The organism is Streptomyces sp. NBC_00090 (genome assembly GCF_045160815.1).
In the GTDB taxonomy this organism is placed as follows: domain Bacteria; phylum Actinomycetota; class Actinomycetes; order Streptomycetales; family Streptomycetaceae; genus Streptomyces.
The window spans coordinates 440197-456874 of record NZ_CP108224.1 but is presented as its reverse complement, the minus strand read 5'-3'; the positions used below and the strand labels follow the sequence as shown (position 1 = coordinate 456874).

The following is a 16678-nucleotide window of genomic DNA, read 5'->3' as shown; positions in this document are numbered from 1 at the left end:
GATGTCCGAGACCTCACCCGGGCCCGAGATCTCGCCCCGTGCCGAGACCTCGCTCGAACGGGAGACCGTCGAGGAGTACGCCCGCTGGTTCCAGGCCCTGTCCGACCCCACGCGCATCCTCATCGTGCGCTTCCTCAGCGGTCGGCCGGATCCTGTGCCGGCGGGCGTGATCGTCGCCCACCTGAAGCTCAACCAATCGACCGTTTCGCACCACCTGAAGATCCTCCACAACGTGCGGTTCCTCACCAGACGGCGGGCCGGAGCGAACATCCTCTACGCCGTCAACTCCCGCTGCATCGGTGAGATTCCCGGCGCCGCCGAAATCCTCCTCGGGTCCCCGGCCCGACCCCACCGGGGCGCCGGGGCCGACTGACGGAGACACCCCTCGGGCCCCAGCCCGCTCCGTCGGCCGCTCCCGGTCCCGGCCCTGGCCCCTGCCCCGACCGTCCGGCCGCCCGGCCGCCCGACCGCCCGTCCCACCACACGTCCGACCACACGTCGACAGAAGGTTCCGCAACATGGCCGCCACGCCCCACCCCGACTCGTCCACCACCGAGGCCCCGGTCCTGCTCCTCGTCGGCAGCGGCGACCGCCGCTACCGCGAGTACATCGTGGAGGCGGTCTCCCGCCACTTCCGGCTGTGGCTCCTCGACGCCCACGAGCCGACCTGGCAGCTGCCGTACGTGCAGGGGACCTCGCTCCTCGACACCAAGAACCTCGACGCACTCCTCGCCGAGACGAAGAACGTCATGGAACAGCTGCCGATCGCCGGCGTCTTCACCTACGACGAGTCGCTCGTGCACGCCACCGCGCGGCTCGCCGAAGCACTCGGCCTGCCCGGCAGCGCACCCGACGCCGTGCTCGCCTGCCGCGACAAGGCGACCACCCGGGCGCGGCTGACGGCCGCACAGGTGGCGCAGCCCGCCTGCACCCCGGTCTCCACCGCGGCCGAGGCCCGCGGCGCGGCCGACGCGACCGGGTACCCCGTCGTGATCAAGGCCCGCGGACTCGCCGGAAGCCTCGGCGTCGTCCGCGCCGACGACGGAGACGCCGTCGAAGCGGCCTTCGACGCCGCCAGCTCCGCCAACTGGCCCGGAGTACCGCGCTACGAGGCCGACGTCCTCGTCGAGGAGTACCTGACCGGCCCCGAGATCAGCGTGGACGCGGTCGTCGTCGGCGGCGTGGTCACCCCGATGATCGTGGCGCGCAAGCAGGTCGGCATGGACCCGTACTTCGAGGAGACCGGCCACACCGTCGACGCCAGCGACCCGCTCCTCGGCGACCCCGAGCTCCTGGACCAGCTGCACGCCATCCACAAGGCACTCGGCTTTGAACACGGCGCCACGCACACCGAGTTCAAGCTCACCCCCAAGGGCCTCCGGCTCGTCGAGATCAACGCCCGCCTCGGCGGCGACTTCATCCCCCTCATCGGGATGCTCGCCACCGGCACCGACCCGGCGGTCGCCGCCGCCCACGTCGCGGCCGGACTCACCCCCGACACCGCGCCGAAGGCCCGGCGGACCGCCGCCATCAGGTTCCTCTACCCGGAGGCCGACTGCGAGGCGGTCGAGGTGACCGTCCGCACCGACCTCTTCGGGCCCACGGTGCACAGCGCGGTCGCCACCGCCGGCCCCGGCACCCGGCTGGCCCTCCCGCCCAGGGCGTACATGAACCGGTACGGGTACGTCATCGCCGTCGGCGACGACCACGACCAGGTCACCGCCGACGTGGAGGCCGCGCCCACCCTCGTCGAACTGCGGTCCCGCCCGACGGCCGACTGACCCCGTTCACCCTTCCGTTCCCGCAGCCAGAAGGAGCCGCCGCCCGTGAGCAAGCCCTCGGACCAGCCGTCACTGCGCTGGGACGGCGACGCGATCGTCACGCTCGACCAGCGGGCGCTGCCCCACGAACGGCGGCTGCTGCGGCTGGACACCGTGGACCGCGTCATCGACGCCATCTCGACGCTCGCGGTACGGGGCGCCCCCTCCATCGGTCTCGCGGGCGCCCTGGGCGTCGCGCTCTCCGCGTACACCCACTGCCCGTCCGGGACCGATGCCCGGGGGAGGGAGGCCGTACGCGCCGACGCGCGACGGATCGCCGCCGCCCGCCCCACGGCCGTCAACCTGGCCTGGGCCGTGGACAGGGTCGTCGGGCGGCTCTCCGACGGCCCCGACGCCGTCCTGGCCGAAGCCACCGCCATGATCGAGGAAGACAGGACGGTCAACCGCCGGATGGTCGAGCACGCGGCACGGGCCGTACTCGACCGCTGCCCCCAGCGCTCCCTCCGGCTCCTGACCCACTGCAACACCGGCCGTCTTGCGACCGCCGCCGTGGGCACCGCCCTGGGCACGATCCTCGCCCTCGCGGAGGCCGGAAGGGTCACCGAGGTCCTCGTCGACGAGACCCGGCCGCTGATGCAGGGCGCCCGACTGACCGCCTGGGAGCTGGCCGAGGCCGGCGTACCGCACCGGGTGTGCGTCGACAGCGCCGCCGCCGCGGCCATGAGCCGGGGGCTCGTCGACTGCGTCCTGGTCGGAGCCGACCGCATCACCGCGAGCGGGGACGTCGCCAACAAGATCGGCACCTACGGGCTGGCGATCGCCGCCGCCCACCACGCCATCCCGTTCATCGTCGTCGCACCCGAATCGACCTGGGACAGATCCCTGACCGACGGAGGATCCATCGTCATCGAAGAGCGCGACGCCGACGAGGTGACCTCCTACGGCGGAGTCCGCACCACCCCGCCGCACACCCGCGCCTACAACCCGGCCTTCGACGTCACCCCCGCCTCCCTGATCACCGCCATCGTCTCCGAGCACGGTGTCCACCACACCTCCGAGGTGAGCACATGAGCTACGCGCCGGCCACCGCCGTCGGCAAGCAGACCGCCCAGCAGCTGGCCGGTATCTCCCGCACCCTCTACGAGCGCGGCTGGATGCCGGGCACCTCCGGCAACGTGTCCATGCGGCTGCCCGACGACTCCGACCGGGCCCTGATCACGGCGAGCGGCCTGGACAAGGGCGAACTGACCGCCCGGGACGTGGTGGAGGTCGACGCCCGCACCGGCGAGGCGTCCCGCCCCGGCCAGGTCCGCCCCTCGGCGGAGACCTCCATCCACGCGGCGGTCTACCGCGCCACCGGCGCCCGCGCCGTCATCCACGTCCACGCTCCGTACGCCACCGTCGTCGCCCACCGGGCCGCCGCCCTGGACACCGTCTCCTCGGTACGGCTGGAACGCTTCGAGCTGCTCAAGGGCCTGGGCCTGAAGGACCCGGCCTCCACGGACCTGCCGGTGTTCCCCAACTGGCCCCAGGTCGAGCGGATCGCCGACGACGTGGCCGCCCACCTCGCGGCGAACCGGGAAGGCCCTCCCGGGCTGCTCCTGGCCGATCACGGCATCACGACCTGGGGCGACTCGCTGGGCCAGGCCAAGAACCGGCTCGAATGCCTGGAGTCGCTCTGCCAACTGCTCGTACTCTCCCGGGCCGAGCTCTCCCGGGCCGAGCCGCAGGTCTCCCGTGCCGCGCAGGCACCCGACGACAGGAGGACCGAGCTATGACACTGCTGCAGATCATGCCGGACGACGCACCGGACACCGTCCTGCTCCGCACCCGCGACGAGGAGGCCATCGCGCAGGCCCTGCGCGAACGGTCGGTCTCCTTCACCCGCTGGCCGCTGCGCACCCAAGTGACGGCGCGGACGTCGTCCGACGAGCTGCTCGACGCCTACCGGCACGAGGTCGACGAGCTCTGCGCCCGCCAGGGGCTGAGGCTCGTCGACGTCGCCCGTCTTCACCCCGAGGAAGGGGCGGAATGGCAGGAGCGGGCGGCGAAGGCCCGGTCGACGTTCCTCGACGAGCACCGGCACGCCGAGGACGAGGTCAGGTTCTTCGCCCAGGGCACGGGCTGCTTCTACCTGCACCTCGACGACCGCGTCTACGCCGTGGTGTGCGAGGCGGGTGACCTGCTGTCCGTGCCCGCCGGCACCCGGCACTGGTTCGACATGGGACCCGTGCCGGACTTCTGCGCCATCCGCTTCTTCGAGAAGGAGGACGGCTGGGTGGGGGACTTCACCCAGGAGCCCGTCGCCGGGGGCTTTCCCCGGCTCGACGCCCTGCTCCGGGACAGCTGATGACCGGCGGCCGACAGGACCGGGCACTCCGGTCGGGGATCCGCGCGGTCGTCCTCGACATCGAGGGAACGACCGGCTCCCTCAGCCATGTGCGGGACGTCCTGTTCCCCTATGCCAGGGCGCGGCTCGCTCCCTGGTTCACCGCGCACCGCGGCACCGCCCAGGGGCAGCGGATCCTCGACGCGGTCACCGCCCACACCGGGACGGCTCACGACGAGGCGGACGCCCTCGCGCTCCTGGAGCAGTGGGCCGACGCCGATGTGAAGGCGGCGCCGCTGAAGACGCTGCAGGGGCTGATCTGGGCCCGGGGGTACGCGGCGGGTGAGCTGCACGGGCACGTGTACCCGGACGTACCACCGGCACTGGAGCGCTGGAAGGCCCGGGGTGTGGGCCGGTTCATCTACTCGTCCGGGTCCGTCGCCGCCCAGCGGGACTGGTTCGGCCACACCGAGCACGGCGACCTGCGTCCCCTGCTCGACGGCTACTTCGACCTGACGACGGCGGGCTCCAAGGCGTCCGCCGCGTCCTACGACGCGATCGCCGAGCAGCTGGGGCACACACCGGACTGCCTGCTGTTCGTCAGCGACGTCGGCGCCGAGCTCGACGCCGCCGCCGAGGCCGGCTGGCGGACCGTGGCCGTCCGGCGCCCGGACGACGACCGGCCGGTCGTACGCGGGCACGAGGCCGTCGCCTCCCTCACCCCCTTGTCCCCGGCCGGGCCCGAGCGGTCCACGGCCGACCCGTACGCACACGCAGGAGGACCGGAACGATGAGTGATCCATCCGAGGAGTCACCGGCGGCGGACATCGCCGTGATCGGCGGCAGCGGCTTCTACGAACTCCTCGAATCGGTACGGCGCGTCGAGGTCACCACCCCGTACGGACCGCCGTCCGACGCGGTGTCCGTGGGAACCGTCGGCGACCGCAGAGTGGCCTTCCTGCCACGCCACGGCAGCCGCCACGAGCTTCCCCCGCACCGCATCAACTACCGCGCCAACATGTGGGCGCTGCGCTCGCTGGGGGTACGGCAGGTCCTCGCGCCCTGTGCCGTCGGCTCGCTGCGCCGCGCCCTCGGCCCCGGCAGTGTGGTCCTCCCCGACCAGCTCGTCGACCGCACCGCGGGCCGTGTCCAGACGTACTACGACCACGGCGCGACACACGTCTCCTTCGCCGACCCGTACTGCGCCGCCGGGCGAGCGGCTGTGCTCAAGGCCGCGGGCGGGGCCGGAGCCGACGTCCACGACGGCGGAGTGATGGTCGTCGTCGAGGGGCCCCGGTTCTCCACCCGCGCGGAGTCCCAGTGGTACGCGTCGGCCGGCTGGTCCCTGATCAACATGACGGGGCACCCCGAGGCCGTCCTCGCGCGCGAACTCGCCCTCTGCTACACCTCCATCGCGCTGGTGACCGACTACGACGCCGGAGTGGAGCGCGGGGAAGGGGTGTCGCAGGACGAGGTCTTCCGGGTGTTCGCGGCGAACGTGGAACGGCTGAAGGACCTGGTCCTGCAGACGGTCTCCGTCCTGGACCGCGAGAGGCGTTGTGGCTGCGGAGAGGCGCTCGACGGGATGGACCTGCCTTTCGAGCTCCCCTGACGCGGCCCGCCTGGCCGACATGTGGCCGGTGCGGGCACGATCCGCGCCGACCACGAACCTGCGGCCCGATGCCGGTCACCACGGTGACCGGCATCGTCATTCCACGACCGGGCTGCGACGCTCCACGAGCAGGACGTCGCGCCAGACGCCGTGGTGGCGGGCGACGCGTTCCCGACGGCCGAGGACACGGAACCCGGTGGACTCGTGCAGGGAGAGGCTCGCCGTGTTCTCGGGAAAGATGCCCGCCTGGATCGTCCAGATCCCCGCCTTCTCCGTGGAGACGATCAACGCCTCCAGGAGCGTGCGCCCCACGCCGGCTCCGCGCGCGGTGGGGCAGACGTACACGGAGTGCTCGACGACCCCCGCGTACGCGGGCCGGGCCGAGACACGTGACACCGCGGTCCAGCCGACCACCCGCCCCTGCTGATCCAGCGCCACGAGCCGGTGTGCCGCGAGCTTGGCGGTGTCGAAGGCGCTCCACGGCGGAGCGGACGTCTCGAACGTGGCGTTGCCCTCGTCGATGCCCTGCTGGTAGATCGCCATGACGGCCGGCGCGTGGTCGTCGGTCATCGCGACCAGGGTGACTCCCGGGTGCGGGGGCGTGGGCATGCGTGCTCCTTGCCTCGGTGCGCTCCCGGGGGCGGGACGCGCACGGTGTCCGTCAGCGGGTACGGCGACGCTCCTGCGGCGTCGGGGGCCGCCGCAGGAGCGTGGGTGGGGGGTGGAGAGGAGTACCGGGTCAGAGCAGGGGCAGCGCGACGAGGCCGATAGCCACGCTGCCGAGGAGGCCGACGCCGAGGTAGAACGCGAAGACCTTCGTCTTGACGACGCTCTTGACCGCCACCATCGCCGGGATCGTGGTGATGGCACCGCCGAGGAGGAAGGTGACGCCCGCAGCGGCGACCATGCCCTGGTCGAGGAGGCCCTCGACGACCGGGATGGCACCGACGCCGTTGAGGTAGAGCGGGACACTGATGAGTCCGGCGACCAGGACGGAGAGGACGCCGTCCGTGCCCAGGATGCCCGAGACGACGTCGGTCGGTACGTAGCGGACGATCAGGGCTTCGAGGACGATGGCCAGGAGCAGCCACTTGCCCAGGATCAGCGAGTCGCTGACGATCTCCTTGAGGATCTCGCCGGCGTGGAGGTTCTTGATGTCGCGCCGGACGAGCACGCGCCACGGGGTGCCGTCGTCGTCCGCGTCGTTCCGTGCGGCGGTGGAGCAGCCGCCGGCCGCGGGAGCGGGCTCGGACTCCTGGGTGGTGCCGCCACACCCGCCCGCAGCGCTGCCGCCGCTACCGCTACCGCTACCGCTACCGCTACCGCTACCGCTACCGCTACCGCTGCCGGCTCCGACGGTCACGGTCTCGGGCACGGTCGCCTTCGCCGCGGAGCACGCGGTCTCGGGCACGGTCACCGTCTCCTGCGAGCAGCTCTTCGCGGGCGCCTTCTCCTCGGTGGAGGCGATCAGCGGGTCCGCGAACCGGCCGCGCCGTTCGAGGGCGAGCACGATGAGGCCCGCGCCGAAGCTCAGCACCAGGGCACCGATGAGACGGGCGGTGGCGATGGGGAAACCGAGCTGGGCGGCGGAGAGCGCGTAGATCTCCGGGTCCATGGAGGGGGAGGCGATCCAGAACGACATCACCGCCGAGAGCGGGACGCCGGCTATCAGGAAGCGGCGGATCAGCGGGATCACGGTGAAGGAGCAGAAGGGGCTGAACGCTCCGATGGCCGTGACGATGGCGATGCCCAGAACCCCCTTGCGTCCGTGGGCGAAGCTGCGGCGTGCGACCACGTCGATCGACAGACGCTGTACGGCGATCCCGAGGACGATGGCGACCAGGAACCACGGGAGATAGTGCAGCACCTCGAACAGGATGAACAGGCCAAGGGCCCGCAATTCGTCCACAGGTGAACCTCTCTGAGACGGTGACACATGAGGGGAGCGGCGCCGTGAGGGGACGTACGGGAGCCGTGGCGAGCCGCGCGGGGAGGCTCGAGCGGCATCCCCTTTTATCGAATATCGATGATAGACGATTAAAGGGAGCGGCGGCAATGGGGATCGAGGTCACTCACGGCGCCGAAGGGCTCCGCCCCGCCCCGGGGTGGGGCGGCCACCGGGATGTGGGGAGTGTGCCCAGGTCGCGCCGGTGTGGATGACCTCTGTGTGGCGTCTGCGCGGCCGCTCGTGCCGGTGGTGTCGGACGTGTGTGGGGCACCGACAAGCCTGCGTTGACCCTCCGTAGGCCCCCTCCACACGGAACGAACCTTGCCGTCGCGGGTGGTCATCGAATAACATCGATGGATCATGAGCGGTACGATGAATGCCCAGCTGATCGACCGAAGCACGGCCGAGTCCTACGCAACCTGGTTCAAGGCCCTCTCCGATCCCACTCGCGTGCAGATCCTCAATCTCCTCGCGCTCGCGACGGGACCGATGAGTGTCGGAGAGATCGTGGACCGTATGGGCGTCGGACAGTCGACGGTGTCCCACCACCTGAAGCTGCTCGCCGACGTGCGATTCGTCCTGCGCGAGCGCCAGGGGACGTCGATGCTCTACTCCATCAACGTCGCCTGCGTGGCCTGCTTCCCCAGCGCCGCCGACGCCGTCATGGGCCGCCCCGCGGCCTCCGCGTGAGGTCCGGACCCTTGGCCGAGCCGACCTCTCACATATCCGGCGCGCCGGCCGCTGCCTGCTGCCCGCCCCTCGTGACCGCGGCGCTGTCCGAAGGGGACGCCGAGGTCATGGCGGCGATGTTCAAGGCGCTGGCCGACCCCGTCCGGCTCCGCCTCCTGTCCAGAGTGGCCTCACACCCCAGCGGCGAGGCATGCGTCTGCGACATAGCCGACGTGGGCGTTTCCCAGCCCACGGTCAGCCACCACCTGAAGAAGCTCCGGGAGGCGGGCCTGCTCACCTCCGAGCGGCGCGGCACGTGGGTGTACTACCGCCCGGCGCCCGGCATCCTGGCCTCGCTGGGCGCCTTTCTCGCTGACACCGAGAAGGCCGGTACGGGAGAAGTGCCGCTGCAGGCCCAGGTCTCCTGACGTCCGCTGCCGCCCCCGGCACCCGGGGCGCAGGCGCCGTCGGGGGGCCTTGTCCGGGTCAGTCGATGTGCGGGCTGCGGCGTTCGACGAGGACGGTGTCGCGCCAGACGCCGTGGTGGCGACCGACGCGCTCACGCGTGCCGATGACCCGGAAGCCCGCGCGGGCGTGGACGGCGAGGCTGGCGGAGTTCTCGGGGAAGATGCCTGACTGGATGGTCCAGATCCCCGCCGCCTCGGTGGACTCGATGAGCGCCGTGAGCAGTGCGGAGGCGACGCCGCGCCCCCGCGCGCCGGGGTGCACGTACACCGAGTGCTCGACGACACCGGCGTACGCGCACCGGTCGGAGACCTTCGTGGCGGCCACCCACCCGAGCACCCGACCGTCCTCGTCGAGCGCGACGAAGCGGTGCTCGGCCAGTTTGGCCGCGTCGAACTGCTCCCAGGCCGGGGCGGTGGTCTCGAAGGTGGCGTTGCCCTCGTCGATGCCCGCCTGATAGATCGCGACGACGTCGTCGGCGTGCTCGGCCGTGAGCGGTGCGACGGTGATGGCGCGGGTGGCTGATCCGGTCATGGGGCGGAGTCTCCCAGACCGGGACCCGAGCGGCGGAACAGCCCCATGGAGAGCGTCGACCATGAGCACCTGCGCGCTCCCCGGAGGGAGGGCGATGGCCGTGCGACCCGGGATCGGCCTGCCGGCGGTCCCGGCCGTGCTCCCCGCTGCCCGGGCCGCCGGGCCGGGGTCAGGCCGATGCGGCCTTGGTGAGGAGTGCTCCCATGGCCGCGAGGACGGCGGGCTCGACGCGGTAGTAGACCCAGGTGCCGCGCCGTTCCGAGGAGAGGAGCCCGGCCTCCTTCAGCTTCTTCAGGTGGTGGGAGACCGTCGGCTGGGAGACGCCGACGTCGGAGATGTCGCAGACGCACGCCTCGCCGCCCTCGTGCGAGGCGACGGAGGAGAAGAGCCGCAGTCGGACCGGATCGCCCAGCGCCTTGAACATGACGGCGGTCCGCTCCGCCTCCTCGGCGGTCAGTGGCCGTTCGTTCAGCGGCGGGCAGCAGGGGGCTATCTCGGGCTCCAGTACCGGCAGCACCTTCACATTCGACATGTATCTATGTTGACACATGTCGAACCAAGGTCGCTGGATGAGCCTGCGCCGAACCCCTGGATTCGATGAATGTCTATGTTGACGACCGTCGAATCAAGTGCCATGCTGAGGGCGTAAGAGATCGACGAACGTCGAATCAACAAAGGGGTACCGCCGTGAACGTCACCGCCACCGACCAGCTGCCCGTCGTGGTCGTAGGGGCCGGGCCCGCCGGTCTGGCAGCTGCCGCGCACCTCGTCGACCGGGGCCTGGAGCCGCTGGTCCTGGAGGCCGGCACCCGGGCGGGCGCGGCCGTACAGGAGTGGTCCCACGTGCGGCTCTTCTCCGCCTGGGGCGAGGTCGTCGACCCGGTCGCCGAGAAGCTGCTCGCCCCGACCGGCTGGGTGAAGCCCGACACGAGCACGTACCCCACCGGCGGGGACTGGGCGGACGACTACCTCCAGCCGCTCGCGGACGTCCTCGGCGACAGGATCAGGCTCGACGCCCGCGTCACCGGCGTCTCCCGTACCGGCCGCGACCGCGTCGTCGACGCCGAGCGCGAGCAGCAGCCCTTCACCGTCCACATCCGGTACGGCGACGGACGCGAGGAGCGAATCCTCGCCCAGGCCGTGATCGACGCCTCCGGTACGTGGTCCACCCCGAGCCCCGCCGGCGGCGACGGCCTCCCGGCCCTCGGCGAACGTGCGGCGGCCGACCGGATCTCGTACCGCGTCCCCGACCTCAAGAACCCCGCCGTGCGCGCCCGTTACGCGGGCAGGCGCACCGCCGTCATCGGCTCCGGCGCCTCCGCCTTCACCGCGCTCGCCTCGCTCGCCGCGCTGGCCACGTCCGAGGACGGAAGCGGCACGCGCGCCGCCTGGATTCTGCGCCGGAGCATCTCGGGCGCCACCTTCGGCGGGGGCGCCGCCGACCAGCTCCCCGCCCGTGGCGCGCTCGGTCTCGCCGCGAAGGCGGCCGTGGACGAGGGATACGCGGACGCCGTCACCGGCTTCCGTACGGACGCGATCGAGCGCGACGGTGAGCGGCTGGTCCTGGTCGCCGAGGACGGCCGCCGGCTCGACCCGGTCGACGAGGTGATCGTCCTGACCGGCTTCCGCCCCGACCTGACCTTCCTCGACGAACTGCGCCTGGGTCTCGACGAGCGGCTCCAGGCCCCCGTCGAGCTGGCGCCGCTCATCGACCCGAACCAGCACTCCTGCGGCACGGTCTACCCGCACGGCGTGAACGAGCTGTCCCACCCCGAGCCGGGGGTGTACCTGGTCGGCATGAAGTCCTACGGCCGCGCTCCGTCCTTCCTCGCGCTCACCGGCTACGAGCAGGTCCGCTCGGTCGTCGCCGCGATCGCCGGCGACCGCGCGTCCGCCGAGCGCGTCGAGCTCGTGCTCCCCGAGACCGGCGTCTGCGGCGGCGCGGGCCTCTTCGACGAGCCCGCCGACACCGCGACCGACGGCGGTGGCTGCTGCGCGGCCCCGACCGCGCTCCAGATCGGCGTCGGTATCGGCGTCGGCGCCCTGGCCGCCTCCGGCGGCTGCTGACCCCGACCCATCCACTCACAGCCGGAGGATCATGATGTCCCGCGTACAGCTCGCCCTGCGCGTTCCCGACCTGGCGGCATCCGTCGCCTTCTACACGAAACTGTTCGGCACCGAGCCGGCCAAACTCCGTGACGGCTACGCCAACTTCGCCATCGCGGAACCGCCGCTCAAGCTCGTCCTCATCGAAGGCTCCGAGCACGAGGACACCCGCATGGACCACCTCGGCGTGGAGGTCGACACCACCGAAGCGGTCCACGCCGCCACCGCCCGACTGGGCAAGGAAGGCCTCTCGACGACGGAGGAGAACGACACCAGCTGTTGCTACGCCGTCCAGGACAAGGTGTGGGTGCACGGCCCCGGCCGCGAACCGTGGGAGGTGTACGTCGTCAAAGCCGACGCCGACACCCTGACCAGGCAACAGGGCAGCACCTGCTGCTCCACCACGGCGGCCACCACCGCCGAGAACGATGCGAGCCAACCGGTCACCGCCGGCGGCTGCTGCTGATCTCGCGACGACCGACCTTCACACCCGTGGAGCCGCGACCGGAACAGGGGACCGGTCGCGGCTCCACGCCGTTGGTTGGGGAGCGTGCCCTCGGGCGGGCGGGGTGGCGCATCGGCGCTTCCTACTGACTCGGGTCCCAGGCCCAGAGCAGGTCGAGCAGACGTCGGTCGCCGTCGAGCTTCAGGGATTCCACCGGAATACGGCCGTACAGGGCCAGAACCAGGTCACCGGCCGTGCCCCGGAGGGAGGCGTAGGCCGCGTCCGGGCCCTCGCCGGCAGCGGGGGCCGGCCTCGTACCGGGCGTGATCATCAGACGGGAGGCCCGTGCGCCGTCGGCGGAGAGCGAGAGACGCCAGGAGAGGCCCTCGGTGGCGTGGACGTCGACGGCGGCGGGCTCGTACGGCCAGGCGCTCGTCGTCGCACTGCAGGTGGACAGGAACTCGTCGACACCGTCGAACGCCACCTCGTCCGGCAGCGGTTGCGGGGCGCCCAGGGTGACCTGGGCGTCGTAGGTGTGCACCGCGATCTCCTGGAGCTGGTGCCGGGCGACGGCACCGCAGGTCTGCGGCGACTGCGACGTACTCCACCACGTCCAGCAACCGCGATCCGGGCCCGCTTCCCGCAGTGCGTCGAGGAGTTCCCGCGTCGCTGCGGCCGACCAGGCCAGGGCCTCGCGCTCCCGGGGCGCGGCCGGGGCGCCCCCGACGTCGACTTGGCCGTGGCGCCGGGCCCTGCGGCGACGGTGGCCGCCCAGGAGCGGCGCCCCACCCCCAGATGCCGCATCAGATCGAACAGCGTCCACTCGGGGCAGGTCGGTACCCGCACGTCGAGGCTGGGCGCGGAGGCGACCACAGCCCGGAAGACGGTCGATCGTTCGTCGATCAGCCGCAGCAGATCGCGGAACTCCAGAGTCTTGTCCACTCCGGCCGTCTATCACCGTGCTCCGACGTCAGGACAGCGATTTCCCAGCCGATGCGACAAGCACTTTCTACTCCGGCACGACCGGAGGCAGCGGTTCACGGGCTGCGTGCCAGGCGGGCGGGAGGGCGGCGACGCCCGTGCGAGCGGCGATCACCCCGCCCGCGATGGCGCAGGTGGTGTCGATGTCGCCGCGCCCGGCGACGGTGCACCACAGGCCCTCGTGCAGGTCGTCGAGGTGCCCCGCCGCGCACCACAGGGCGTAGGGGACGGTGTCGGGCCCGGACATCCTGAAGCCGGAGCCCAGCACCTCCGCGGCGTGCCGAACCGACGTACGCTCCGGCATCCGGGCCGCGACCCGCACTCCCGACCGGACGTCGCTGTCGGGGAGTCGCTCGGCGACCGCCCGGAGGAAGTCCGGCCGTGCCGGGGCGGGCCCGCCCCGACTGCGCGTCGCCAGCGCCGCCGCGAGGGCTACCGCCACGGCCGCGGCGCCCGCCTCCGGGTGGTGGTGCGACACCACGCTCTGGCGGGCGGCCTGCTCGGTGACCGCGTCGAGGTCGTCGGCGTGCCAGGCGCCGAGCGGGGCGGCACGCATGGCCGCGCCGTTGCCCCAGGAGCCCTGGCCGCCGAACTGTCCGGCGACCACCTCCCGCCAGGGCTCGCCCGCACCGATCCGACGGAGCACGTCGTGCATCGAGGCTCCGTAGCCGCGGTGCGTGTCGTCGGCGTAGGCCGCCGCGAAGCGCAGGGCGAGGCGGCCCTGGTCGACGGTGCCGCCGCCCTCGGCGAGTTCCCGGACGAGAACGAGTGCCTGGGCGGTGTCGTCACTCCACCGCCACAGCGGCTCCGGGGGCAACGTCCGCGCCTCCAAGGCCGCCGGACCCTCCCGGCGCAGGATGCGGAACCAACGGTCACCGAAGGCGTCACCGAAGGCGAGCCCGTGCAACGAATCCAGCGCAGTGGTAGGGACGTTGATCATCGGAGCAGTATCGCAAGGCGACGGCACCCCGGGCACGCGGATTTCGGGGCGGGCATGCTGCTGGATTCGCCCACCGCCGCCCACCCCCGCCCACCGCCGCCCACCCCCGCCCACCGCCGCCCACCCCCGCCCACCGCCGCCCACCGCCGCCCACCCCCGCCCACCGCCGCCCACCCCCGCCCACCGCCGCCCACCCCCGCCCACCGCCGTCCACCACCGTCTTCCGTTTGCGGATGGATCGACATCGGGTTTGGGTGTGGGAGGAGGATCACCCCCCTTGCGCATCAGGAGCCAGGCATGTCGATGGCGTTCGGTTCACCGTTCGGTTCGTCCGACCAGTTCAGCGACCTGCTGAACCGATTCTTCGGTATGTCGCCCGCATCGTCGCCCCCGGCCGTGCAGCGCGTACCGATCGGTCGGCTGCTGACGGAGTCGTCGCGCGAACTCCTCCACCTGGCCGCGCGCAAGGCCGCCGAGGACGGCACGTCCGACCTCGACACGGAGCACCTCCTGTGGGCGACCACCCAGGTCGACCCCTCACGACGGCTGCTCGCCCAGGCCGGAGTGGACCCCGAGGCGCTCGCGGCGGAGATCGACGAGGTGCTTCCCCAGGAGTCCGCGGAACCGTCCTCCGAGCCCGGGCTCACCCCCGCGGCCAAGCGCACCCTCGCCCTCGCGCACGCCACGTCACAGGCGTCAGGGGTCTCCTACATCGGCCCCGAGCACATCCTCGGCGCGCTCCTGAGCGACGCCGACTCGGGCGCCTCCCGGTTCCTGAGCGCCGAGGACGTGGACGTACGGAAGGTACGCGGCCTCGCCGAGCAGGCGGCACGCGCCGACGGCGCTCCCGCCGCCGGCAGACAGGGCAGGGCGGGCGCGCGGGAACAGCAGCCGGCCACGACCCTGGACGAGTTCGGCAGGGACCTGACCGAGGAGGCGCGGGCCGGCAGGCTCGATCCCGTCGTCGGCCGCTCCGACGAGATCGAGCAGACCGTCGAGATCCTGTCGCGGCGCTCCAAGAACAACCCCGTGCTCATCGGCGAGCCCGGCGTCGGGAAGACCGCGATCGTCGAGGGACTGGCCCAGCGCATCGTGGCGGGAGAGGTGCCCGACACCCTCAAGGACAAGCGGGTCGTCTCCCTCGACATGTCCTCCATGGTCGCCGGCGCGCAGTACCGCGGCCAGTTCGAGGAGCGGCTGAAGAAGGTCATCGAGGACGTCCAGGACGCGAGCGGCGACATCATCCTCTTCATCGACGAACTCCACACGGTCGTCGGCGCGGGCGCGACGGGCGACAGCTCGATGGACGCGGGCAACATGCTCAAGCCCGCCCTCGCGCGCGGCGAGCTCCACGTCGTGGGAGCGACGACGATCGACGAGTACCGCAAGTACGTCGAGAAGGACGCCGCCCTCGAACGCCGCTTCCAGCCCGTCCTCATCCCCGAGCCCACGGTCGAGGAGGCGGTACAGATCCTCGAAGGACTCCGTGACGCGTACGAGGCCCACCACCAGGTCCGCTTCGCCGACGGGGCGCTGGCGGCGGCCGCGGAGCTGTCCGACCGCTACATCAGCGACCGCTTCCTCCCCGACAAGGCCATCGACCTGATGGACCAGGCCGGTGCGCGCGTACGGCTCCGCAGCGCAGGCCGCTCCACCGAGGTCGTCGGCCGCGAGGACCGCCTCGCGAAGCTGCGGCGCGAGAAGGACCAGGCCGTCGCGGGCGAGGAGTTCGAGAAGGCCTCGGAGCTGAAGCGGCAGATCGCCGAGGTGGAGGGCGAGCTCGCGGGCATCGAGGAGCGCCGCGAGGGCGTGGTCTCGGTCACGGCCGCCGACATCGCCGACATCGTCTCCCGCCGCACGGGCATCCCGGTCGCCCAGCTCACCGCCAGCGAGAAGGAGAGGCTCCTGAAGCTGGAGGAGGCGATGCACGCCAGGATCGTCGGCCAGGGCGAGGCGGTCACCGCGGTCTCCGAGGCCGTGCGCCGCAACCGCGCGGGCATGGGCGACCCGAACCGTCCCGTGGGTTCGTTCCTCTTCCTCGGGCCGACGGGCGTGGGCAAGACCGAACTCGCCAAGACGCTCGCCGAGCTGCTCTTCGGCGACGAGGACCGCATGATCCGGTTCGACATGAGCGAGTTCCAGGAGAAGCACACCGTGGCCCGGCTCGTCGGCGCGCCTCCCGGCTACGTCGGCTACGAGGAGGCCGGCCAGCTCACCGAGAAGGTCCGGCGCCGGCCGTACAGCGTCGTCCTGTTCGACGAGGTGGAGAAGGGGCACCCCGACGTCTTCAACACGCTGCTCCAGATCCTCGACGACGGCCGCCTCACGGACGGACAGGGCCGCACGGTCGACTTCCGGCACTGTGTCGTCATCATGACGTCGAACATCGGCGCCCACCGCATCCTCGCCCACGAGGGAGACGCGGCCGAGCTCAAGGACGAGCTGATGCAGGACCTGCGGGAGAAGTTCCTGCCCGAGTTCCTCAACCGTATCGACGACATCATCGTCTTCCACAGCCTCACCGAGGGCGACCTGTCGGAGATCCTGGAGCACCTCCTGGACCGGAGCAAGCACCGCGTCCACGCGCAGGGCATGACGCTCGAAGTCACCGAAGCGGCGAAGAAACTGCTCGTCGCCCACGGCTACCAGCCGGCGTTCGGCGCCCGCCCGCTGCGCCGCACGATCCAGCGGGAGCTCGACAACCGTGTCGCCTCCCTGCTGCTCGGCGGCGAGGCCGGGCCCGGCGACACGATCGTCGCCGACATCGTGGACGACTCGCTCCACTGCCTGATCCGCAAGGGCGCGTCCGAGAACGGCACGGCCGACGCCGGAGGCGCGCCCCGGAGCGAGGCCGCCTGACGACCCTCG

The 16678-nt window shown here is 72.0% G+C and carries 18 protein-coding genes and 1 pseudogene; 12 read left to right on the top strand and 7 right to left on the bottom strand.

What is annotated here, in order from left to right; genetic code table 11:
- Position 1 precedes the first annotated feature (1 nt).
- From OG361_RS02115 to OG361_RS02085, 7 genes are all read left to right on the top strand, one after another.
- Entirely contained in the window at positions 2-373 is a 372-nt protein-coding gene (locus OG361_RS02115) for an ArsR/SmtB family transcription factor (protein ID WP_405851543.1), read from the top strand.
- 145 nt (positions 374-518) lie between these two features.
- Positions 519-1781, top strand: a complete 1263-nt coding sequence (locus OG361_RS02110; RefSeq protein WP_405851542.1) for an ATP-grasp domain-containing protein — start codon at positions 519-521, stop codon at positions 1779-1781.
- A 45-nt stretch (positions 1782-1826) separates the two neighbouring features.
- The gene (gene mtnA, locus OG361_RS02105) at positions 1827-2852 is read left to right on the top strand and encodes an S-methyl-5-thioribose-1-phosphate isomerase (protein WP_405851541.1); all 1026 of its coding nucleotides are present in this window, start codon (positions 1827-1829) and stop codon (positions 2850-2852) included.
- Positions 2849-3559, top strand: coding sequence for a methylthioribulose 1-phosphate dehydratase (gene mtnB / locus OG361_RS02100; RefSeq protein ID WP_405851540.1), 711 nt, complete (start codon positions 2849-2851; stop codon positions 3557-3559). Before mtnA ends, mtnB begins: the two co-directional genes overlap by 4 nt.
- Positions 3556-4131, top strand: coding sequence for an acireductone dioxygenase (locus OG361_RS02095; protein ID WP_384559234.1), 576 nt, complete (start codon positions 3556-3558; stop codon positions 4129-4131). The genes mtnB and OG361_RS02095 overlap by 4 nt, the downstream gene beginning before the upstream one ends.
- The gene (mtnC, locus tag OG361_RS02090; RefSeq protein WP_405851539.1) at positions 4131-4904 is read left to right on the top strand and encodes an acireductone synthase; all 774 of its coding nucleotides are present in this window, start codon (positions 4131-4133) and stop codon (positions 4902-4904) included. The genes OG361_RS02095 and mtnC overlap by 1 nt, the downstream gene beginning before the upstream one ends.
- Positions 4901-5722, top strand: a complete 822-nt coding sequence (locus tag OG361_RS02085) for an S-methyl-5'-thioadenosine phosphorylase (RefSeq protein WP_405851538.1) — start codon at positions 4901-4903, stop codon at positions 5720-5722. The genes mtnC and OG361_RS02085 overlap by 4 nt, the downstream gene beginning before the upstream one ends.
- A gap of 96 nt (positions 5723-5818) precedes the next feature.
- Here OG361_RS02085 and OG361_RS02080 read toward each other — a convergent pair whose 3' ends face one another.
- Positions 5819-6331, bottom strand: coding sequence for a GNAT family N-acetyltransferase (locus tag OG361_RS02080; RefSeq protein WP_405851537.1), 513 nt, complete (start codon positions 6329-6331; stop codon positions 5819-5821).
- Positions 6332-6461: 130 nt separating this feature from the next.
- Positions 6462-7631: a permease gene (locus tag OG361_RS02075; RefSeq protein WP_405851536.1), complete on the bottom strand. Its 1170-nt coding sequence runs from the start codon at positions 7629-7631 to the stop codon at positions 6462-6464.
- A 399-nt stretch (positions 7632-8030) separates the two neighbouring features.
- On the opposite strand from OG361_RS02075, the gene OG361_RS02070 reads away from it, so the two are divergent.
- Together OG361_RS02070 and OG361_RS02065 are read left to right on the top strand one after the other, a co-directional pair.
- Positions 8031-8360 (top strand): metalloregulator ArsR/SmtB family transcription factor, encoded by a 330-nt coding sequence (locus OG361_RS02070; protein ID WP_229902042.1) that lies wholly within the window; start codon positions 8031-8033, stop codon positions 8358-8360.
- Positions 8357-8767, top strand: a complete 411-nt coding sequence (locus OG361_RS02065; protein ID WP_405851535.1) for an ArsR/SmtB family transcription factor — start codon at positions 8357-8359, stop codon at positions 8765-8767. Before OG361_RS02070 ends, OG361_RS02065 begins: the two co-directional genes overlap by 4 nt.
- A 58-nt stretch (positions 8768-8825) precedes the next feature.
- Here OG361_RS02065 and OG361_RS02060 read toward each other — a convergent pair whose 3' ends face one another.
- Together OG361_RS02060 and OG361_RS02055 are read right to left on the bottom strand one after the other, a co-directional pair.
- On the bottom strand, positions 8826-9338 hold the full coding sequence (locus tag OG361_RS02060) for a GNAT family N-acetyltransferase (protein WP_384559217.1): 513 nt from the start codon (positions 9336-9338) through the stop codon (positions 8826-8828).
- A 169-nt stretch (positions 9339-9507) separates the two neighbouring features.
- A complete protein-coding gene (locus tag OG361_RS02055) occupies positions 9508-9870 on the bottom strand; it encodes an ArsR/SmtB family transcription factor (RefSeq protein WP_384559215.1) in 363 nt (120 codons plus the stop codon).
- A gap of 155 nt (positions 9871-10025) precedes the next feature.
- Between OG361_RS02055 and OG361_RS02050 the strand changes: the two genes are divergently transcribed.
- Both OG361_RS02050 and OG361_RS02045 read left to right on the top strand, forming a co-directional pair.
- A complete protein-coding gene (locus tag OG361_RS02050; protein ID WP_405851533.1) occupies positions 10026-11405 on the top strand; it encodes an NAD(P)-binding domain-containing protein in 1380 nt (459 codons plus the stop codon).
- 34 nt (positions 11406-11439) lie between these two features.
- Complete coding sequence (locus OG361_RS02045) at positions 11440-11910, top strand: ArsI/CadI family heavy metal resistance metalloenzyme (protein ID WP_405862014.1); 471 nt, start codon at positions 11440-11442, stop codon at positions 11908-11910.
- Between the two features lie 121 nt (positions 11911-12031).
- On the opposite strand, the gene OG361_RS02040 is transcribed toward OG361_RS02045, so the two are convergent.
- From OG361_RS02040 to OG361_RS02030, 3 genes and pseudogenes are all read right to left on the bottom strand, one after another.
- The gene (locus OG361_RS02040; RefSeq protein WP_405862012.1) at positions 12032-12373 is read right to left on the bottom strand and encodes a hypothetical protein; all 342 of its coding nucleotides are present in this window, start codon (positions 12371-12373) and stop codon (positions 12032-12034) included.
- Between the two features lie 96 nt (positions 12374-12469).
- Positions 12470-12762: pseudogene (locus OG361_RS02035) on the bottom strand (maleylpyruvate isomerase N-terminal domain-containing protein); the annotation flags it as partial.
- A gap of 136 nt (positions 12763-12898) precedes the next feature.
- A complete protein-coding gene (locus OG361_RS02030; RefSeq protein ID WP_405851532.1) occupies positions 12899-13810 on the bottom strand; it encodes an ADP-ribosylglycohydrolase family protein in 912 nt (303 codons plus the stop codon).
- A 297-nt stretch (positions 13811-14107) separates the two neighbouring features.
- Here OG361_RS02030 and OG361_RS02025 point away from each other — a divergent pair, with 297 nt between their 5' ends.
- On the top strand, positions 14108-16669 hold the full coding sequence (locus OG361_RS02025; protein ID WP_405851531.1) for an ATP-dependent Clp protease ATP-binding subunit: 2562 nt from the start codon (positions 14108-14110) through the stop codon (positions 16667-16669).
- The last annotated feature ends 9 nt before the right edge of the window (positions 16670-16678 follow it).

Excerpts from the sequence above, each read along its gene's own strand:
- OG361_RS02115 (WP_405851543.1), top strand. The coding sequence starts at position 2 with ATGTCCGAGACCTCACCCGGGCCCGAGATCTCGCCCCGTGCCGAGACC.
- OG361_RS02110 (WP_405851542.1), top strand. The coding sequence starts at position 519 with ATGGCCGCCACGCCCCACCCCGACTCGTCCACCACCGAGGCCCCGGTC.
- mtnB (WP_405851540.1), top strand. The coding sequence starts at position 2,849 with ATGAGCTACGCGCCGGCCACCGCCGTCGGCAAGCAGACCGCCCAGCAG.
- OG361_RS02095 (WP_384559234.1), top strand. The coding sequence starts at position 3,556 with ATGACACTGCTGCAGATCATGCCGGACGACGCACCGGACACCGTCCTG.
- mtnC (WP_405851539.1), top strand. The coding sequence starts at position 4,131 with ATGACCGGCGGCCGACAGGACCGGGCACTCCGGTCGGGGATCCGCGCG.
- OG361_RS02085 (WP_405851538.1), top strand. The coding sequence starts at position 4,901 with ATGAGTGATCCATCCGAGGAGTCACCGGCGGCGGACATCGCCGTGATC.
- OG361_RS02080 (WP_405851537.1), bottom strand. The coding sequence starts at position 6,331 with ATGCCCACGCCCCCGCACCCGGGAGTCACCCTGGTCGCGATGACCGAC.
- OG361_RS02070 (WP_229902042.1), top strand. The coding sequence starts at position 8,031 with ATGAGCGGTACGATGAATGCCCAGCTGATCGACCGAAGCACGGCCGAG.
- OG361_RS02060 (WP_384559217.1), bottom strand. The coding sequence starts at position 9,338 with ATGACCGGATCAGCCACCCGCGCCATCACCGTCGCACCGCTCACGGCC.
- OG361_RS02055 (WP_384559215.1), bottom strand. The coding sequence starts at position 9,870 with ATGTCGAATGTGAAGGTGCTGCCGGTACTGGAGCCCGAGATAGCCCCC.
- OG361_RS02045 (WP_405862014.1), top strand. The coding sequence starts at position 11,440 with ATGTCCCGCGTACAGCTCGCCCTGCGCGTTCCCGACCTGGCGGCATCC.
- OG361_RS02030 (WP_405851532.1), bottom strand. The coding sequence starts at position 13,810 with ATGATCAACGTCCCTACCACTGCGCTGGATTCGTTGCACGGGCTCGCC.
- OG361_RS02025 (WP_405851531.1), top strand. The coding sequence starts at position 14,108 with ATGTCGATGGCGTTCGGTTCACCGTTCGGTTCGTCCGACCAGTTCAGC.